Origin of the sequence: Sulfitobacter sediminivivens (genome assembly GCF_042611115.2) — a bacterium.
Classification (GTDB): Bacteria; Pseudomonadota; Alphaproteobacteria; order Rhodobacterales; family Rhodobacteraceae; genus Sulfitobacter; species Sulfitobacter sediminivivens.
In genome coordinates this window covers 15,599-28,933 of record NZ_JBHGAR020000004.1, presented here as the reverse complement: position 1 = coordinate 28,933, position 13,335 = coordinate 15,599, and the positions used below count along the sequence as shown (strand labels likewise).

Annotated in this window: 15 protein-coding genes; 5 read left to right on the top strand and 10 right to left on the bottom strand. The window is 57.6% G+C overall.

Translation table 11 applies throughout. The features are described from left to right. Positions 1 to 93: 93 nt before the first annotated feature. The 9 genes from ACEWL3_RS05940 to ACEWL3_RS05900 all read right to left on the bottom strand — a co-directional run bounded on the left by ACEWL3_RS05940 (position 94) and on the right by ACEWL3_RS05900 (position 7,883). Positions 94 to 1,125, bottom strand: a complete 1,032-nt coding sequence (locus tag ACEWL3_RS05940) for a c-type cytochrome (protein ID WP_386178036.1) — start codon at positions 1,123 to 1,125, stop codon at positions 94 to 96. Further along, positions 1,109 to 2,365, bottom strand: coding sequence for a sulfite dehydrogenase (gene soxC, locus ACEWL3_RS05935; protein WP_386178034.1), 1,257 nt, complete (start codon positions 2,363 to 2,365; stop codon positions 1,109 to 1,111). The genes ACEWL3_RS05940 and soxC overlap by 17 nt, the downstream gene beginning before the upstream one ends. A gap of 76 nt (positions 2,366 to 2,441) precedes the next feature. Further along, a complete protein-coding gene (soxB, locus tag ACEWL3_RS05930; RefSeq protein ID WP_386178032.1) occupies positions 2,442 to 4,142 on the bottom strand; it encodes a thiosulfohydrolase SoxB in 1,701 nt (566 codons plus the stop codon). 89 nt (positions 4,143 to 4,231) lie between these two features. Beyond that, complete coding sequence (gene soxA, locus ACEWL3_RS05925; RefSeq protein ID WP_386178031.1) at positions 4,232 to 5,086, bottom strand: sulfur oxidation c-type cytochrome SoxA; 855 nt, start codon at positions 5,084 to 5,086, stop codon at positions 4,232 to 4,234. A 44-nt stretch (positions 5,087 to 5,130) separates the two neighbouring features. Next, positions 5,131 to 5,460 carry a thiosulfate oxidation carrier complex protein SoxZ gene (gene soxZ, locus ACEWL3_RS05920; RefSeq protein ID WP_386178029.1) on the bottom strand — a complete coding sequence of 110 codons (330 nt, stop codon included), beginning with the start codon at positions 5,458 to 5,460 and terminating at the stop codon, positions 5,131 to 5,133. A gap of 34 nt (positions 5,461 to 5,494) precedes the next feature. Continuing rightward, entirely contained in the window at positions 5,495 to 5,914 is a 420-nt protein-coding gene (soxY, locus tag ACEWL3_RS05915) for a thiosulfate oxidation carrier protein SoxY (RefSeq protein ID WP_386178027.1), read from the bottom strand. A 37-nt stretch (positions 5,915 to 5,951) separates the two neighbouring features. Next, the gene (gene soxX / locus ACEWL3_RS05910; protein ID WP_386179423.1) at positions 5,952 to 6,422 is read right to left on the bottom strand and encodes a sulfur oxidation c-type cytochrome SoxX; all 471 of its coding nucleotides are present in this window, start codon (positions 6,420 to 6,422) and stop codon (positions 5,952 to 5,954) included. Positions 6,423 to 6,552: 130 nt separating this feature from the next. Beyond that, the gene (locus tag ACEWL3_RS05905) at positions 6,553 to 7,128 is read right to left on the bottom strand and encodes a thioredoxin family protein (RefSeq protein ID WP_386178025.1); all 576 of its coding nucleotides are present in this window, start codon (positions 7,126 to 7,128) and stop codon (positions 6,553 to 6,555) included. 17 nt (positions 7,129 to 7,145) lie between these two features. After that, positions 7,146 to 7,883 carry a cytochrome c biogenesis CcdA family protein gene (locus ACEWL3_RS05900; protein WP_386178023.1) on the bottom strand — a complete coding sequence of 246 codons (738 nt, stop codon included), beginning with the start codon at positions 7,881 to 7,883 and terminating at the stop codon, positions 7,146 to 7,148. An 83-nt stretch (positions 7,884 to 7,966) separates the two neighbouring features. On the opposite strand from ACEWL3_RS05900, the gene ACEWL3_RS05895 reads away from it, so the two are divergent. The 5 genes from ACEWL3_RS05895 (at position 7,967) to ACEWL3_RS05875 (ending at position 12,330) form a co-directional block, all read left to right on the top strand. Beyond that, positions 7,967 to 8,326, top strand: coding sequence for a thioredoxin fold domain-containing protein (locus ACEWL3_RS05895; RefSeq protein ID WP_386178021.1), 360 nt, complete (start codon positions 7,967 to 7,969; stop codon positions 8,324 to 8,326). Then, positions 8,323 to 8,817 carry a GlcG/HbpS family heme-binding protein gene (locus ACEWL3_RS05890; RefSeq protein WP_114878335.1) on the top strand — a complete coding sequence of 165 codons (495 nt, stop codon included), beginning with the start codon at positions 8,323 to 8,325 and terminating at the stop codon, positions 8,815 to 8,817. The genes ACEWL3_RS05895 and ACEWL3_RS05890 overlap by 4 nt, the downstream gene beginning before the upstream one ends. Before the next feature lie 24 nt (positions 8,818 to 8,841). Beyond that, positions 8,842 to 9,177, top strand: a complete 336-nt coding sequence (locus ACEWL3_RS05885; RefSeq protein ID WP_386178018.1) for an ArsR/SmtB family transcription factor — start codon at positions 8,842 to 8,844, stop codon at positions 9,175 to 9,177. Further along, complete coding sequence (locus tag ACEWL3_RS05880) at positions 9,170 to 10,228, top strand: YeeE/YedE family protein (protein WP_386178016.1); 1,059 nt, start codon at positions 9,170 to 9,172, stop codon at positions 10,226 to 10,228. The genes ACEWL3_RS05885 and ACEWL3_RS05880 overlap by 8 nt, the downstream gene beginning before the upstream one ends. Positions 10,229 to 10,296: 68 nt before the next feature. After that, entirely contained in the window at positions 10,297 to 12,330 is a 2,034-nt protein-coding gene (locus ACEWL3_RS05875; protein WP_386178014.1) for a PhoX family protein, read from the top strand. 54 nt (positions 12,331 to 12,384) lie between these two features. Here ACEWL3_RS05875 and ACEWL3_RS05870 read toward each other — a convergent pair whose 3' ends face one another. Beyond that, positions 12,385 to 13,308 carry a zinc ABC transporter substrate-binding protein gene (locus ACEWL3_RS05870; RefSeq protein WP_386178012.1) on the bottom strand — a complete coding sequence of 308 codons (924 nt, stop codon included), beginning with the start codon at positions 13,306 to 13,308 and terminating at the stop codon, positions 12,385 to 12,387. Between the last annotated feature and the right edge of the window lie 27 nt (positions 13,309 to 13,335).

The following is a 13,335-nucleotide window of genomic DNA, read 5'->3' as shown; positions in this document are numbered from 1 at the left end:
CAGAACCCTTACCCAGAGATTAGTCGCGGGGGATTAGGGGTTCAAGGGGGGCCGTGTGATCACGCCCTGCCTGAACGACATAATCAGGGGCGCTTACGGGGCAGTTGATTTCAGATAGGCAATCACAGCGGCAACATCCGCTTCCTTTCTGAGTCCGGCAAAAGACATCTTTGTGCCCTTGAGATAATCCTTGGGTTTGGTCAGAAACGCCGACAATTCGGTTTCGGTCCAGACCAATCCGCTTTCTGATGCTGCCTGCAGTGCTTTGGAGTATTTGAAACCGTCTATGGCTCCCGCGTTGCCGTCCACAATCCCTGTCAGGATCGGACCGACACGGTTCTTGGCACCCTCACCCACCTGATGGCAGGCTTTGCATTTCTTGAACACCTTCTCACCTGCCTCAATGAGCGCGGGATCACCTGTTTCTGGCGTTTCCACGGTCTCTTGCGGGGTTTCTGGTGCAGTGACGCCGATATCGACCATTTCCGCAGCCTTTGCAGCGGTCTCTTCTGGTGTCACATCCAACACGGCCGCCCGCATGGTGATTTTAACGTTGTCCTTGCAGTTTTCCATGCAGGGTTCTCCTGTGAAAACAGCCAATTCTGTCTCTGGTCGATCATCGGGCTTGAACGCGTCTTCATTCGGCAATCGGGTCTGCACAAAATTCTCTGAGGACAGCTCAAATTCATCATCGACTTCGTCATTGAGATACAAAAGATACGCGGTGATCGCATAGACCTCGTCGGCCTCAAGCGACTGCGCCTCGCCAAAGGGCATGGCCCGGTTCACATAGTCATAAACCGTTGAAAGATATGGCCAATAACTGCCGATTGTCTTGACCGGGCGGCTGTCTGTCAGGCTGTCCTGACCACCCGCAAGCACCGGCCAGCGACCTGCACCTTCTCCGAATACGCCATGACAGACTGCGCATTTGGCGGCGAATATCTTGTCACCCTGTTCCACGGTGCCGCTGCCCGCGGGCAAGCCCACACCATCGGGCCGCACGTCAATGTCCCAGACTGCAATCTCGTCTTCGCTGACCGTCTGCCCCAACCCCAGCGGCTCTGCCCCTGCGGGCCCGGCAAAAAGCGCGGCAACACATACGCCTTTAAGAAATCTCAACATTTTCCGCTCTCCCGTCTGCATCCACGGCCCAGGTCTGAATTCCGTTGTTATGATAAATCGAATTCACACCGCGCACCGCGCGCAATGCTTCCTTTGTGGGCTGGACATAGCCAGTGCTGTCATGGGCACGGCTTTGCAGCAGCAAGGACGATCCGTCCCAGTCAAATTCATAGTAAAACCGATGCATGGACTTCATCAGGCTTGGCCCGTCCATCCGGGCCTGATGCCAGTTCATGCCGCCATCAATGGTGACATCCACACGTGGAATCGTGCCACGCCCGGACCACGCCACGCCGGTCAGCACGGTTGGCCCCGGCCCATGGGTGATCGGTGCTTGCGGGCTGGGGTTGGTGATGACGGACTTTGCGTCCATCTCCCAGGTAAAGCGCCGCGCCACGCCATCTTCCAACAGATCGGTGTATTTGCTGGTCTCTTCGCGGTGATGCCAGGGCTGATCGCCCACCTCGATGCGGCGCAACCATTTGATCCACATGTTGCCTTCCCAACCCGGTACAACCAGCCGTACTGGATAGCCTTGTTCGGCACGCAATGCCTCGCCATTCATCTTGAAAGCGACCAAGCAATCGTCCAGTGCCTTTTCCATCGGGATCGACCGGGTCATCGCCGCTGCGTCTGCACCTTCGACCAAAAGCCATTTACCAGAGGGCTTTACGCCCGCTTCTTCAAGTAAAAGGCGCAAGGGAACCCCGGTGTACATCACATTGTGGATCATGCCGTGGGTGAACTGACAGCCGTTTAACTGTGCGCCGCGCCATTCCATCCCTGAATTGGCCGCACATTCCAGAAAGTACACGTGGTTCTCGCGGGGAAACCGTTTGAGGTCTTCCATTGTGAACACCAACGGCTTGTCAACAAGACCGTGGATCATCAGACGGTGCATCGCCGGATCAACCCGCGCCACGCCGCCGTGATGACGTTCAAAGCACAGGCCGTTTGGTGTAATGATCCCATCGAGATCATGCAGCGGGGTAAAGTTGATCGACGACACCGGATCGGCGGTCAACCATTCGACGCTGCGCCGTTTGACATCCTTTTCATACTCCGACGGCAGGCCGTAAGGTGCGACGTCCACACCATCGCCCAGCTCCTGCATCCACGGTTGTACCGCAATGGCCGGATCTTTGGCCGAGGCGGCAGTTGCCAGCCCCGCCCCCGTTGCCGCAGCCCCGGTCAGGAACGCCCGCCTGCTTGGCTTTTTACCCTTGAATGAAAATGTCATGATGGCTTCCCCACATATTTACAAATTCAACTTATTGAATTTATCAGGTCCTGAGAACCCCCAAACTCAGATAAATTCAGTCTGGCAGCACAACATCAACCGGCGTCCGTGCGCCCGTATCTACTGTCCCCAACTTGCTGATGTGGCTTTCGACCACGTCCCAAATCGGCGGGCCCTCGGTGCTTTCATTGACGCTGGCCCATCCTGCCACGACATAACTGCGCGAGGGGTCAATCGCTTCACCTGACGACAACAGGGTCATTTCACTGACCCGTTCGCCCTGAGGCTTGGCGATGTCCATCTTAAAGCCCATGCCACCAACCCGCACCATGTCACCGCCTTGCTGGTAATATGGATCAGGATTGAACAGGTTGTCGCCCACATCTTCCAACACCACTTTCAGGAATTCACCGGTCATTTCAGTGCGGTAGGCATTCGGATAGGTCATGGCAGTGACGTTGAAAATATCCTCGCGGGTGATGTCCTGACCCGGCAAGATCGACGGCCCCCAGCGCACACCGGGCGACAGCGCAATTTCTGCGTCCCGTTCCGACAGCAAAGCATCGCAAATCAGATCGTCCCATGTGCCATTGAAATTGCCGCGGCGGTACAAAAGCGCATCGGATTTGCCAACCACATGGGTGAGATCATCAAGGAACGGCGCGCGCTGCGCATCAATCAAAGCGGTCACGGCAGGGTCAGGCGCGATCAGATCGCTGAAGATCGGGATCAACTTGTGCTTGATGCCCATCATCTTGCCGTCGCGCACGTCCAGATCGACGCGCGATACGAATTTGCCATTGGATCCTGAGGCGATGATATGGGTCTGCCCAACCAGCACGGGTTCGGGCAGCGCGTCATGGGTATGGCCCGAAAGGATCACGTCAATGCCTTTGACGATCCCGGCCATTTTCTTGTCCACGTCAAAGCCATTATGGCTGAGACACACCACCAATTCCGCGCCTGCTGCGCGGACCTCATCCACCATTTCCTGCATGTGCTCATCGCGGATGCCGAACGAGTATTCAGGGAACATCCAACCCGGATTGGCGATGGGCATGTATGGGAACGCTTGTCCTATTACAGCAATTTTAACGCCGCCGCGCTCAAAAAACTCATATGGCTTGAACAATTCCGATGGTTCATCCCATTCGGCGTCAAAGATGTTTTGACCAAGCGCCGCAAAGGGCAACCCTTCGACGATCTCTTGCACACGCTCTGATCCCAGGGTGAATTCCCAGTGGAATGTCATCGCATCAGGCTTCAGTGCGTTCATCACATTGACCATGTCCTGGCCTTGGGTCTTGAGACAGGTCATCGAGCCGTGCCACGTGTCGCCGCCATCAAGTAGCAGCGCATCAGGCCGGTCTGAGCGAATGGCATTCAAAACGGTCGCGACCCGGTCCAGGCCGCCCACTTTACCGTAAGCCTGGGCATGGGTCACGAAATCATCGTAGGTCAACGCATAGTCCATCGGCGTGCCGCCACCGACACCGTAGCGCACGCGAAATTCCTCGCCCGTTAGGTGGGGCACTTTGCCCTTGTTGTCGCCGACACCAATGTTCACGGAAGGCTCGCGGAAATAAATCGGTTTGAGTTGTCCGTGAATGTCCGTGACATGCATCAAGGTTACGTTGCCGAAGGTTTCAAATTCCAGCAGCGCGTCCTGATCAAAGCGGTCCTGAGCGGCCAGTCGCGCCCAATTGCCAAAGCCAGAGCCGCCGTAAATTGAGGCCGCAGCCATGGACATTTGCAAAAAATCACGACGCGACAACATTGATCAGGCTCCGTTCATTGGGTGCAAGGGACTGAACCGACCCCAAGAATTCGGGGTCAGTATCATGTCTGTATTACGTCGGTATGGCTTTAGTTGCGGACGGAAGGTGCCTCTACCGACAGACCGTTGCCACGGCTCGCCACATAAAGTTCAAGCGCAATAAATTCCGCGCTGCCGGGATTGAAGGTCTCGGCCCGCGTATCGCGGATGCAGCCTTTGAACCGGGAATGCGATCCGTTCAACTTGGTATTCTTCAGGCGGTACACCGGAAACCCGTTGATCTGACCTTGGCTCAGGTGATCCGCGCGGATCATGTTGCCATAGTTATCTTCGTGGCAATTCGCGCAGGACAGTTCAAGCTGGCCATAGCGGGTGTAGTACATCTCTTTGCCCTGCTCCCACGTGCTTTGGGCGGGGCCGTCAATGGCCACATTCACCGGCATGCCGCGCGATTGCACCGAAATCAGCGCCTCCATCGAGATGATGTCGGTCTTGTCATACTTCCAAGGCTCCGCACCCATCTGGTTTTCGCGGCAATCGTTGATCTGCATCGCCAAGGTGCGCACTTCTCCAGCGCTTTCGTTCCACTTGGGATAGGTCGCGCGCACGCCCTTCATGCTGGTTTCAACGTCTTCGTGGCATGATGAGCAAGATTTGCCTTCGGACCCTTCGACGGCGTTCCAGGATTCAATCGCCTGATCAACAAAGATCATGCCGGGGTTGTCGAAGTCATCCATTTGCAGAACCTGGGTTTCATCCGACCGGAAACGCCAGCCAGACAACACCTCATCCCCCAGCACGCCCTCAAGGTGGGCGGGGGCCGGAACCTTGGTCATGATCTCGATTTCATCGTTGATGACCAGTTCCGCTTCCTCATCCGCAAAGCCTGCCAATGGCACGGCGACCAGAAGTGCTGCGACCGCTGTCATAGCCTTGAATTTCATAGCGTTTCCTCCCTGTTCCATACGTCGTTGAAGACCCTTGCGGATCATTCAATCGCGATGGATTTTGTTTCTTCGTAGACGCTTCCGTCGTCGTCGTACCATGTGAACTTGAACTCGCCTGCCTCTGGCACGGTTGCGTCAAATTCAAAGTATGGGTTGGTCGACATGGCCGGTTCCATCGTCACATCGATGATGTTCTGGCCGTTGAAATCGCAAGTAAACCGGTTGATGATCGACCGTGGAATGAGGTTGCCATCGCTGTCTTTGCGCTGACCTGATTCCATCGGGTGACTGATCAGGGTTTTGATCGTCACCACATCCCCAGCCGCTGCCTTTTTCGGGACTTTGACGCGGGGTGTTACACCTTCTGCCATGTTCTAGTTCTCCTCGATGAGGGGACGCGCGGGCTTAACCGCCGCAGCCCCCGATTGTGACTTTGACCTCGGCGCTGGTGCGGGCAAATGTGCCGTCTTCCAGTTTGGCGATGGCGACGACATCCTGACTTTTGGCCAGACGGATGCGGGTAGAGGCCGCACGTTTGCCGGCCAATGGGCCAAAGTTGAAGGTGCCTGCTGGGGGTGTCGGATTGCCGGTGGCCAAAAGCATGATCGCGCTTGCGCCCGGTGCTTCGACCTCGATCGGGACGGTGTTGCCGTTCTCGGCGATCTCGGGCGCCGTCAATGTGACGCCTGTGTCTGCCATTTCAGCCCCACCAGTGAATTCGGCGATCAGTTCATCAACTGTTGCGGCAGATGCCCCCATTGGCAGGGTGATCAGGGCAAGCGCGCCCAGTCCCAACCCCAGTGTTTCACGTCTTGAGAAATCCATCGTTCTCTCCTTTATCCTGAAAAGGCGCAATTGCGCTCTAGTCCTTGAGCGTGGCAAGGAATGCCACAACATCCTCGATCATCTGCGCATCCAACAACGGCGGCAGCGGTTCGGATGCGGCATCACCGGTATAAGCGTCACCGGGCCGGATGTATCCGGAAGTTTTGTAATATGAAGGCATCATCGTGCCTTCAAAGGTCATCTTGGAATTCGCAAGAATGCCGCGCAATTCTGCTTCGGTCCAGCGGTCCCCGGCCCCATCGAGCGGCGGGCCAATTTCACCCTGAAACGCAACGTCGGACAGCGCACCAACCTGATGGCAGGCCACGCAGTTGCCTTGTTTCTTGTCACCAACAATTGCCGCGCCATTTGCGGCATCCCCTGCCACACCGGACAGCGACACCTCGACAGCGCCGGCATCATCAAATGCCACATCTGTGGGTGCGACCATCTCTGCCGCCGCCATGCCAGCACCTGACGCGAATGCTGCCGCTACGATCCATTTCATCATTGCAATCGTCTCCTCCCGAGTTCGATCACATCTGCGTGTGATCTTTGTTGTCTCACCCTAAGTCAGCGCGGCCCGAAAGCGCAAGAACAAATTCAAATATTTGAATGGCTATTGATTGAGCCGCCATTCAGTCCGTAGTACCATCGTCACGTTCCTTGATCATACGGGCATGGTAGCGCTGGAAATCTTCATCCCCATCAAGGGCATAGCGTTTCTCGTTGACCCAGGTGAACATATCAAGCGTCGTCCCTCGGCTGAACGCACCGGGCATTACCGCCACCGCCGCACGGGGGGCTTTCGCATCTTCTGGCACCTCTTCGGGCAGGAACATCAACGTGGGCGTAAACAGAATCCCCCATTTACGCGCCATGTCTTTTTCCCTCAACGTCTCGCCGTCAAAATCAGTCACTTCAATGTCGCCATGCAGGTTCAGCTGTACGACAAAATAGTTGTCCGTGATGTAGTCCGCGACAACTGGCTGTGGGTACACTTCCTCGTGCATCTTGGAGCAATAGACGCAGCCGCGCTGTTCAAACATCAACAGCAAACGCTTGCCCTCGCCATTGGCCTCGTCCAAGTCGTCGCGCAGGTCTTTGAATGTGTCGCGCATCCACGGCGCTTTGTGCAGGCCATCGTCGCCCAGTTCCGCCGCCCAGAGCGGCAGCGCGATCAGCATGGCAGAAATGAAAGCTAGAAGTCTCATGGCTGTCTCCTTTTTTATCAACCTAGTGAGGTGAAGGCCGGGAACCAGCGGATCATTGCATCCGCAATCAGACGTACCCCCCCTGTGACGATCAGAAGCGCGAACAAGATCAGCATTGCACCCATGATCTTTTCCACGCGAACGACCAGCGCACGGTTGCGCGCGGCCCAGTTCAGAAACGGTTTGGCAAAAACCGCAGCAACAACGAACGGCGCGGTCATGCCAAGCCCGTATACCAGCAACAGCAAACCACCGCGCCAGATTTCGCCCATGCCCGATGCGATCATCAGGATCGCGCCCAAGGCCGGACCGACGCAGGGTGTCCAGCCAAAGCCAAAAGCGAGACCCATCACATAGGCCCCCCAGATGGATGTCGGTGCGCCGCCCGCCTCCAGCCGCGCCTCGCGGTACAGCAGCGGCACTTTGATCACCCCCAGAAAATGCAGGCCAAAGACCACCAAAATCGCTGCCGCCACCCATGACAGCGGATCAAGATATTGCGCAAACACCTGACCCAATGCTGTGGCCCCCATGCCCAGCATCACAAAAATACTGCTGACCCCAAGCGCAAACAACACCGACGACGCGATCAGCCTGCGCTGTGCGCCCGAGGCAATCTGCCCGTCGCCGCGCAGCTCGGCAACGCTTAACCCGCCCATATAAGACAGATAAAACGGCACCATCGGCAGGATACAGGGCGTAAAAAAGCTCAGCAGCCCCGCCAGTATCGCCCCTGCATAGCTGATGTCGAACATTGCCTTGGGCTTTCCTGAGCTTGATCAATTCACATATTCAAATTACGTTGAGTGTTATACATTCGTCAATCAGGCTTGCTGACATGCGCCCGCTTTTTGCCTTTTTCGTCGCGGCCCTGACCGCCCTGCCCGTCTGGGCAGTCGAATTGGTGATGGTTGACCAGCCCGGCTGTGTCTATTGCGCGCGGTGGGAGGCCGAAATTGGCCCGATCTATCCAAAAACCTCTGAGGGGCGCTTTGCCCCGCTGCGCCGGGTCAATATCAGGGATGTGCAAGATGACGTTGATCTGAAACGGCGGGTGGTGTTCACGCCGACGTTTCTGGTCGTCGAAGACGGGGCCGAACTGATCCGCCTCGAAGGATATCCTGGGATGGATTTCTTTTGGCCCTTACTGGACGAAATTCTGCGCGAAACCACGGACTATATTGGAGAGACCCCATGAAGACCCTTGCGATAACGCTTTGCCTGACCGCTTCAACTGCCCTTGCCGGGGCCGATGATGCCTTTGTCGAATACCGCAGCCTCAAACCGGAATTTGCGCTGCAAATGGCGCAGGCCGCGATGGACAGCTGTCAGGAACAGGGATTTCAGGTTGGCGTCACGGTGGTGGACCGGATGGGAGTGCCGCAGGTGTTCCTGCGCCATCGCTTTGCGGGTGCCCATGTCTATGAAACATCCCGTCGCAAAGCGTGGACCGCCGTAAGTTTCCGCACCAATACGACCGATCTGGCCGCCACCACCCAAGCCGGGATGCCCGCTTCTGGCATTCGCCACCTGAGCGAAGCCCTGCCGCTGGGCGGGGGATTGATGGTGCAGGACGGGGATGGTGCAACGGTCGCCGGGATCGGGGTCAGCGGTGCGCCGGGCGGTGACGCAGATGACGTTTGTGCGCAAGCCGGGATTGATGCTATTGCCGACGACATTGCATTCTAGGACTTGCATTTCAAAGGACAGTTTATGGCTCTTCCGGTAATCACCCCTGACATTTCTGACGAAGACATGGATCGGATGTTGGAAAACGCCGTGACCGCAGCCAACTTTCTCAAGGCGATCAGCCATGAGGGGCGTCTGATGATCCTGTGCCATCTGGTGTCCGGGGAAAAATCTGTGACCGAATTGGAAGACTTGCTGTCTGCGCGTCAGGCGGCGGTCAGCCAGCAATTGTCCCGGTTGCGCCTTGAGGGGTTGGTTATTCCTCGGCGCGAGGGCAAGACGATCTATTACCGTTTGGCCAATGACCGCCCGCGCAAGGTGCTTCAGGTGGTCTACGACCTTTTCTGCAAAGATGATTGATCTTCTGGGGCAGCCAATGACCGCGGCTGTGCTGGGCGCGGTCGGGGGCATCCTGTTGGGTCTGGCCGCGCGGCTGGGGCGGTTTTGCACGCTGGGGGCCATCGAAGACGCGCTTTATGGCAGTTCTGACACGCGTTTGCGGATGTGGGGTCTGGCCATCGGGGTCGCGATCATTGGCACATTCGGTTTGGCGGCGGCAGGGCATATCAACCTCGACAATGCATTCTACTTCAGCGTGGCGTTTTCTTGGCCTGCAGCAATAGTCGGCGGGCTGCTCTTTGGCTACGGCATGGCGTTGTCGGGCAACTGCGGGTTCGGCGCGATCGCACGGCTTGGCGGCGGAGATCTGAGGTCGTTTGTGATTGTGCTGGTGATGGGCCTTGCCGCTTTTGGCACACTTGCCGGACCGTTCGCATATGTGCGTGCTGCGCTGTTTCCGCGGGTGGCGGACACTGGCACACCGGATGGCGTTGCACATGTAGTGGCGAAGATGACCGGGATCCCGCTTGTCATAGCGGGGCTGTTCATTGGCGTTCTGATTATCGGCGCGATGTTGTCTGCCGCAGATTTTCGGCGCAATCGCTCTGCCATCATCTGGAGCGCAATCGTGGGCCTTGCCATTGTCACCGGCTGGGCCGGCACCGCATGGATCGCGCAAAATGGTTTTGCGCCGCAGGTCCTGATTTCGCATACCTATGCAGCCCCTGTGGGCGAGACACTGCTTTTTGCGATGCAGGGATCCGCACGCCCGCTGTCATTCGGTGTCGGATCGGTTGCAGGTGTCTGGATCGGCGCATTCATCGGTTCCTTGTGGAAGGGGCATTTCCGCTGGGAAGCCTGCGAAGACCCGCGCGAGCTGCGCCGCCAGATCATTGGTGCCGCGATCATGGGTGCCGGAGCCGTGATTGCCATGGGGTGCACTGTGGGCCAGGGCCTGTCTGCCGCCTCAACGCTCGCCTTCAGCGCCCCTGTGACACTGATTGCGATCTTTGCAGGGGCTGCCCTGGGGTTGCGGCAGCTGATTGTGGGCTTTGGCGGCGAAAAGGTCTGACCTGTCATATGGCTGTGACAGAATCGCGGCATTGGGGTGGCATCGAAAGCCACCAACAAGGAAGCACCATGACCCGTAGCGATATCATGAACGACCCGTCTATCGGGAACAAAGCCGAGGCGTATGAAGCCTTTGATGACATTCCCACAAATCCCAATCTCAACCGCACCATCGGCGATGTGATTAACGCGCGTTTTGGCCGCCGCGATATGCTGCGGGGCATGTTGGGGGTGTCGGCTAGCACGGCGCTGTTCGGTGCTGCGGCCCTGATCGCACCGGCCAAGAGCCAGGCCGCCGCCAAAGCAGCCAGCCGCTATGTGTTCGACGAACTGACATCGGGCAATGATGCGACCCATCATGTCGCGGAAGGCTATGACGCAAATGTTCTGCTGCGCTGGGGCGATCCGATTATGGCCGATGCACCAGAATTTGACGTGATGAACCAGACGGCCGCAGCGCAGCTCAAGCAATTCGGCTATAACAACGACTACGTCGGCTTCGTGCCGCTGAACGACGAAGGCACACGCGGTTTGCTTTGTGTGAACCATGAATACACCAACGAAGAAGTGATGTTCCCCGGCCTTGGCCGCCAGGACAGCAACGGCTTTGCCGGTATGACGCCGGATCTTATTGACATTGAAATGGCCGCACATGGCGGGTCTGTTGTGGAAATTGCCAAAGACAGCACAGGTGCATGGGCGGTTGTGCGCGATGGCAAGATGAACCGCCGCATTTCTCCGTTGCAAACCGCAATGACCCTTGATGGCCCGGCCGCCGGACATCACAGGTTGCAGACCAATGACGACCCTGCCGGCCTGAAAGTCATCGGCACGATCAACAATTGCGCCGGGGGTCTGACGCCCTGGGGCACATGGTTGATGGCTGAGGAAAACTTTCACGGTTATTTCTGGACGGACAAATTGGATGGCGAAGGCAAGCCTGACATTTCCGGCCAGCCAGAGGCCGCACAAATGGCACGCTATGGCGTGCCGGGCATGTGGTATGCGTGGGGTCAGCATTATGACCGCTACAACATCGACAAAGAGCCGAAGATGCCGAACAAATTCGGCTGGGTCGTCGAGGTTGATCCGATGGACCCGACATCGACACCGATCAAGCACACTGCCTTGGGGCGTTTCCGCCACGAAGGGGCCGAAACCACGGTCTCTGCGGATGGCAAGCTGGTCATTTACATGGGCGACGACAACCGTTTTGACTATCAGTACAAATATGTCTCGAACGGGTCCGTTTCCGACGACCGCGCGGCCAATTCCGCACTGCTGAGCGAGGGCGTGCTCTATGTCGCCCGGTTCGAAGAGGACGGCATCATCAACTGGCTGCCGCTGGTGCATGGTCTGGGTCCACTGACGGCTGAAAATGGATTTGACGATCAAGGCGATGTGTTGATCGACACCCGGATCGCCGCAGATCTGCTGGGGGCCACGCCGATGGACCGCCCCGAAGACGCGCAGCCGCGCGGCGATGGGACGGCCTATATTCTGCTGACCAACAACAACAAACGCAAAGCGGGTGAAACGAATGCCGCCAACCCGCGCGCTGCCAGTGATTTTGGGCATATCATCGAGATCAAGGAAAACGGCGGCGATCATGCGGCAACGTCGGGTACCTGGTCTATCCTGCTAAAGTGTGGCGACCCTTCGTTTGCTGAGGTGGGCGCGCAGTGGAACCCCGACACATCGCAAAACGGCTGGTTCGGGTCCCCCGACAACGCCGCTATAGACGCTGATGGGCGGCTCTGGATCGCGACCGATCAAGGCAGCAAATGGGGCAAGACGGGCAAATCGGACGGCCTTTATGCGGTGGAAACAGAGGGCGATGCGCGCGGCACCTCAAAGCTGTTTTTTCGCTGCCCGGTTGGCGGCGAAATGTGCGGGCCATATTTCACTGAAGATGGCGAGACATTGTTTGTCGCGGTCCAACACCCCGGCACCGACGGGACCAAGGATTTGGCCGGGTTTGAGCGCGAAAGCACTTTTGAAGACCCCGCCACAAGATGGCCAGATTTTAATGACAAGATGCCGCCGCGCCCGGCTGTGGTCGTCATCACCAGGCAGGGCGGTGGCAAGATCGCTGTGTCTTGACACAGCGCCTGCTCATTTCAGCACTTTCAGGCCTCGTCGCTTTGCGACGGGGCCTTATTTATGGCTTAGGCACGCCACCATACTGTCGGCCATCGCGCCCATCAGCGCTGCATATTGCCCCGGACCCAGCGGCAGGTCCGCACCCAGCGGGTCCAGCACGCCGATTTTTACGTCCAGCCCTTCGGTTACAGTCTCCAGCAGGCTTGCGTTGATCTGTGGTTCGCTAAAGGCACAGCGCACACCGCTGTCCGCCAGCTCCGCCCGAAGCGATGCAATACGCGCGGCCCCCGGTTTGGCCGCGTCCCCGGCACTGACCGCGGCTATCGCCTCAACCTCGAAATGGGATTCGAAATAGTGGAATGCGTCATGCAGAACCACGAAGGGCGTGCCTGAGAGCGGTGCCAGTTTTTCAGCGATGGCTTTTTCCTGAAGCGCGATTGCGATCTGCCCCCGGTTGGCATTGGCGTGATATACCTCAGCGTTATCGGGATCAGCCTCTGCCAGCACTGTTGCAATCGCGGTGAGCCAGACCGACGCGTTTTCCGGATCGAGCCACAGATGCGGGTCGCTGGGTTCATCCCCATCATCAGCGTGCCCATGATCGTGTTCATGATCAGGATCATGCCCCTCAAACGCCTCCCCCTCGCGAAACGGCAACACGTTGATCCCGTTGACCTCGGCCAGAACCAGTTGTTTTGCCTGCCCGCCAAGCGCATTTACCGGGCCTTCAAGCCAGGGCGTCAAGGTCGGCCCGACCCAGACGACAATTTCCGACTGCGCCAGATTGCGCGCTTCGGACGGGCGCATCGCATAGCCATGGGGCGATGCGTTGGCCGGGATGATAAGCTCAGGCGCGCCAAGACCGTCCATCACCTGAGCGACCAGGGCATGCACCGGCGCGATATCCGTTACAACTTTGGGAACTTCGGCAAGAGCGGGTGCAGTCGTCATCATCAACAGACAGAAAAGGCGGGACATGGTGGCTCCTAATGTTATACTATTACA

Bases quoted from the DNA above. Each gene is read 5' to 3' on its own strand.
- soxA (WP_386178031.1), bottom strand. From the start codon at position 5,086: ATGAAATTCAAGGCTATGACAGCGGTCGCAGCACTTCTGGTCGCCGTG.
- soxZ (WP_386178029.1), bottom strand. From the start codon at position 5,460: ATGGCAGAAGGTGTAACACCCCGCGTCAAAGTCCCGAAAAAGGCAGCG.
- ACEWL3_RS05875 (WP_386178014.1), top strand. From the start codon at position 10,297: ATGACCCGTAGCGATATCATGAACGACCCGTCTATCGGGAACAAAGCC.
- ACEWL3_RS05905 (WP_386178025.1), bottom strand. From the start codon at position 7,128: ATGAGACTTCTAGCTTTCATTTCTGCCATGCTGATCGCGCTGCCGCTC.
- ACEWL3_RS05900 (WP_386178023.1), bottom strand. From the start codon at position 7,883: ATGTTCGACATCAGCTATGCAGGGGCGATACTGGCGGGGCTGCTGAGC.
- ACEWL3_RS05895 (WP_386178021.1), top strand. From the start codon at position 7,967: ATGCGCCCGCTTTTTGCCTTTTTCGTCGCGGCCCTGACCGCCCTGCCC.
- soxC (WP_386178034.1), bottom strand. From the start codon at position 2,365: ATGACATTTTCATTCAAGGGTAAAAAGCCAAGCAGGCGGGCGTTCCTG.
- ACEWL3_RS05880 (WP_386178016.1), top strand. From the start codon at position 9,170: ATGATTGATCTTCTGGGGCAGCCAATGACCGCGGCTGTGCTGGGCGCG.
- ACEWL3_RS05885 (WP_386178018.1), top strand. From the start codon at position 8,842: ATGGCTCTTCCGGTAATCACCCCTGACATTTCTGACGAAGACATGGAT.
- soxX (WP_386179423.1), bottom strand. From the start codon at position 6,422: ATGAAATGGATCGTAGCGGCAGCATTCGCGTCAGGTGCTGGCATGGCG.
- soxB (WP_386178032.1), bottom strand. From the start codon at position 4,142: ATGTTGTCGCGTCGTGATTTTTTGCAAATGTCCATGGCTGCGGCCTCA.
- soxY (WP_386178027.1), bottom strand. From the start codon at position 5,914: ATGGATTTCTCAAGACGTGAAACACTGGGGTTGGGACTGGGCGCGCTT.
- ACEWL3_RS05890 (WP_114878335.1), top strand. From the start codon at position 8,323: ATGAAGACCCTTGCGATAACGCTTTGCCTGACCGCTTCAACTGCCCTT.
- ACEWL3_RS05940 (WP_386178036.1), bottom strand. From the start codon at position 1,125: ATGTTGAGATTTCTTAAAGGCGTATGTGTTGCCGCGCTTTTTGCCGGG.
- ACEWL3_RS05870 (WP_386178012.1), bottom strand. From the start codon at position 13,308: ATGTCCCGCCTTTTCTGTCTGTTGATGATGACGACTGCACCCGCTCTT.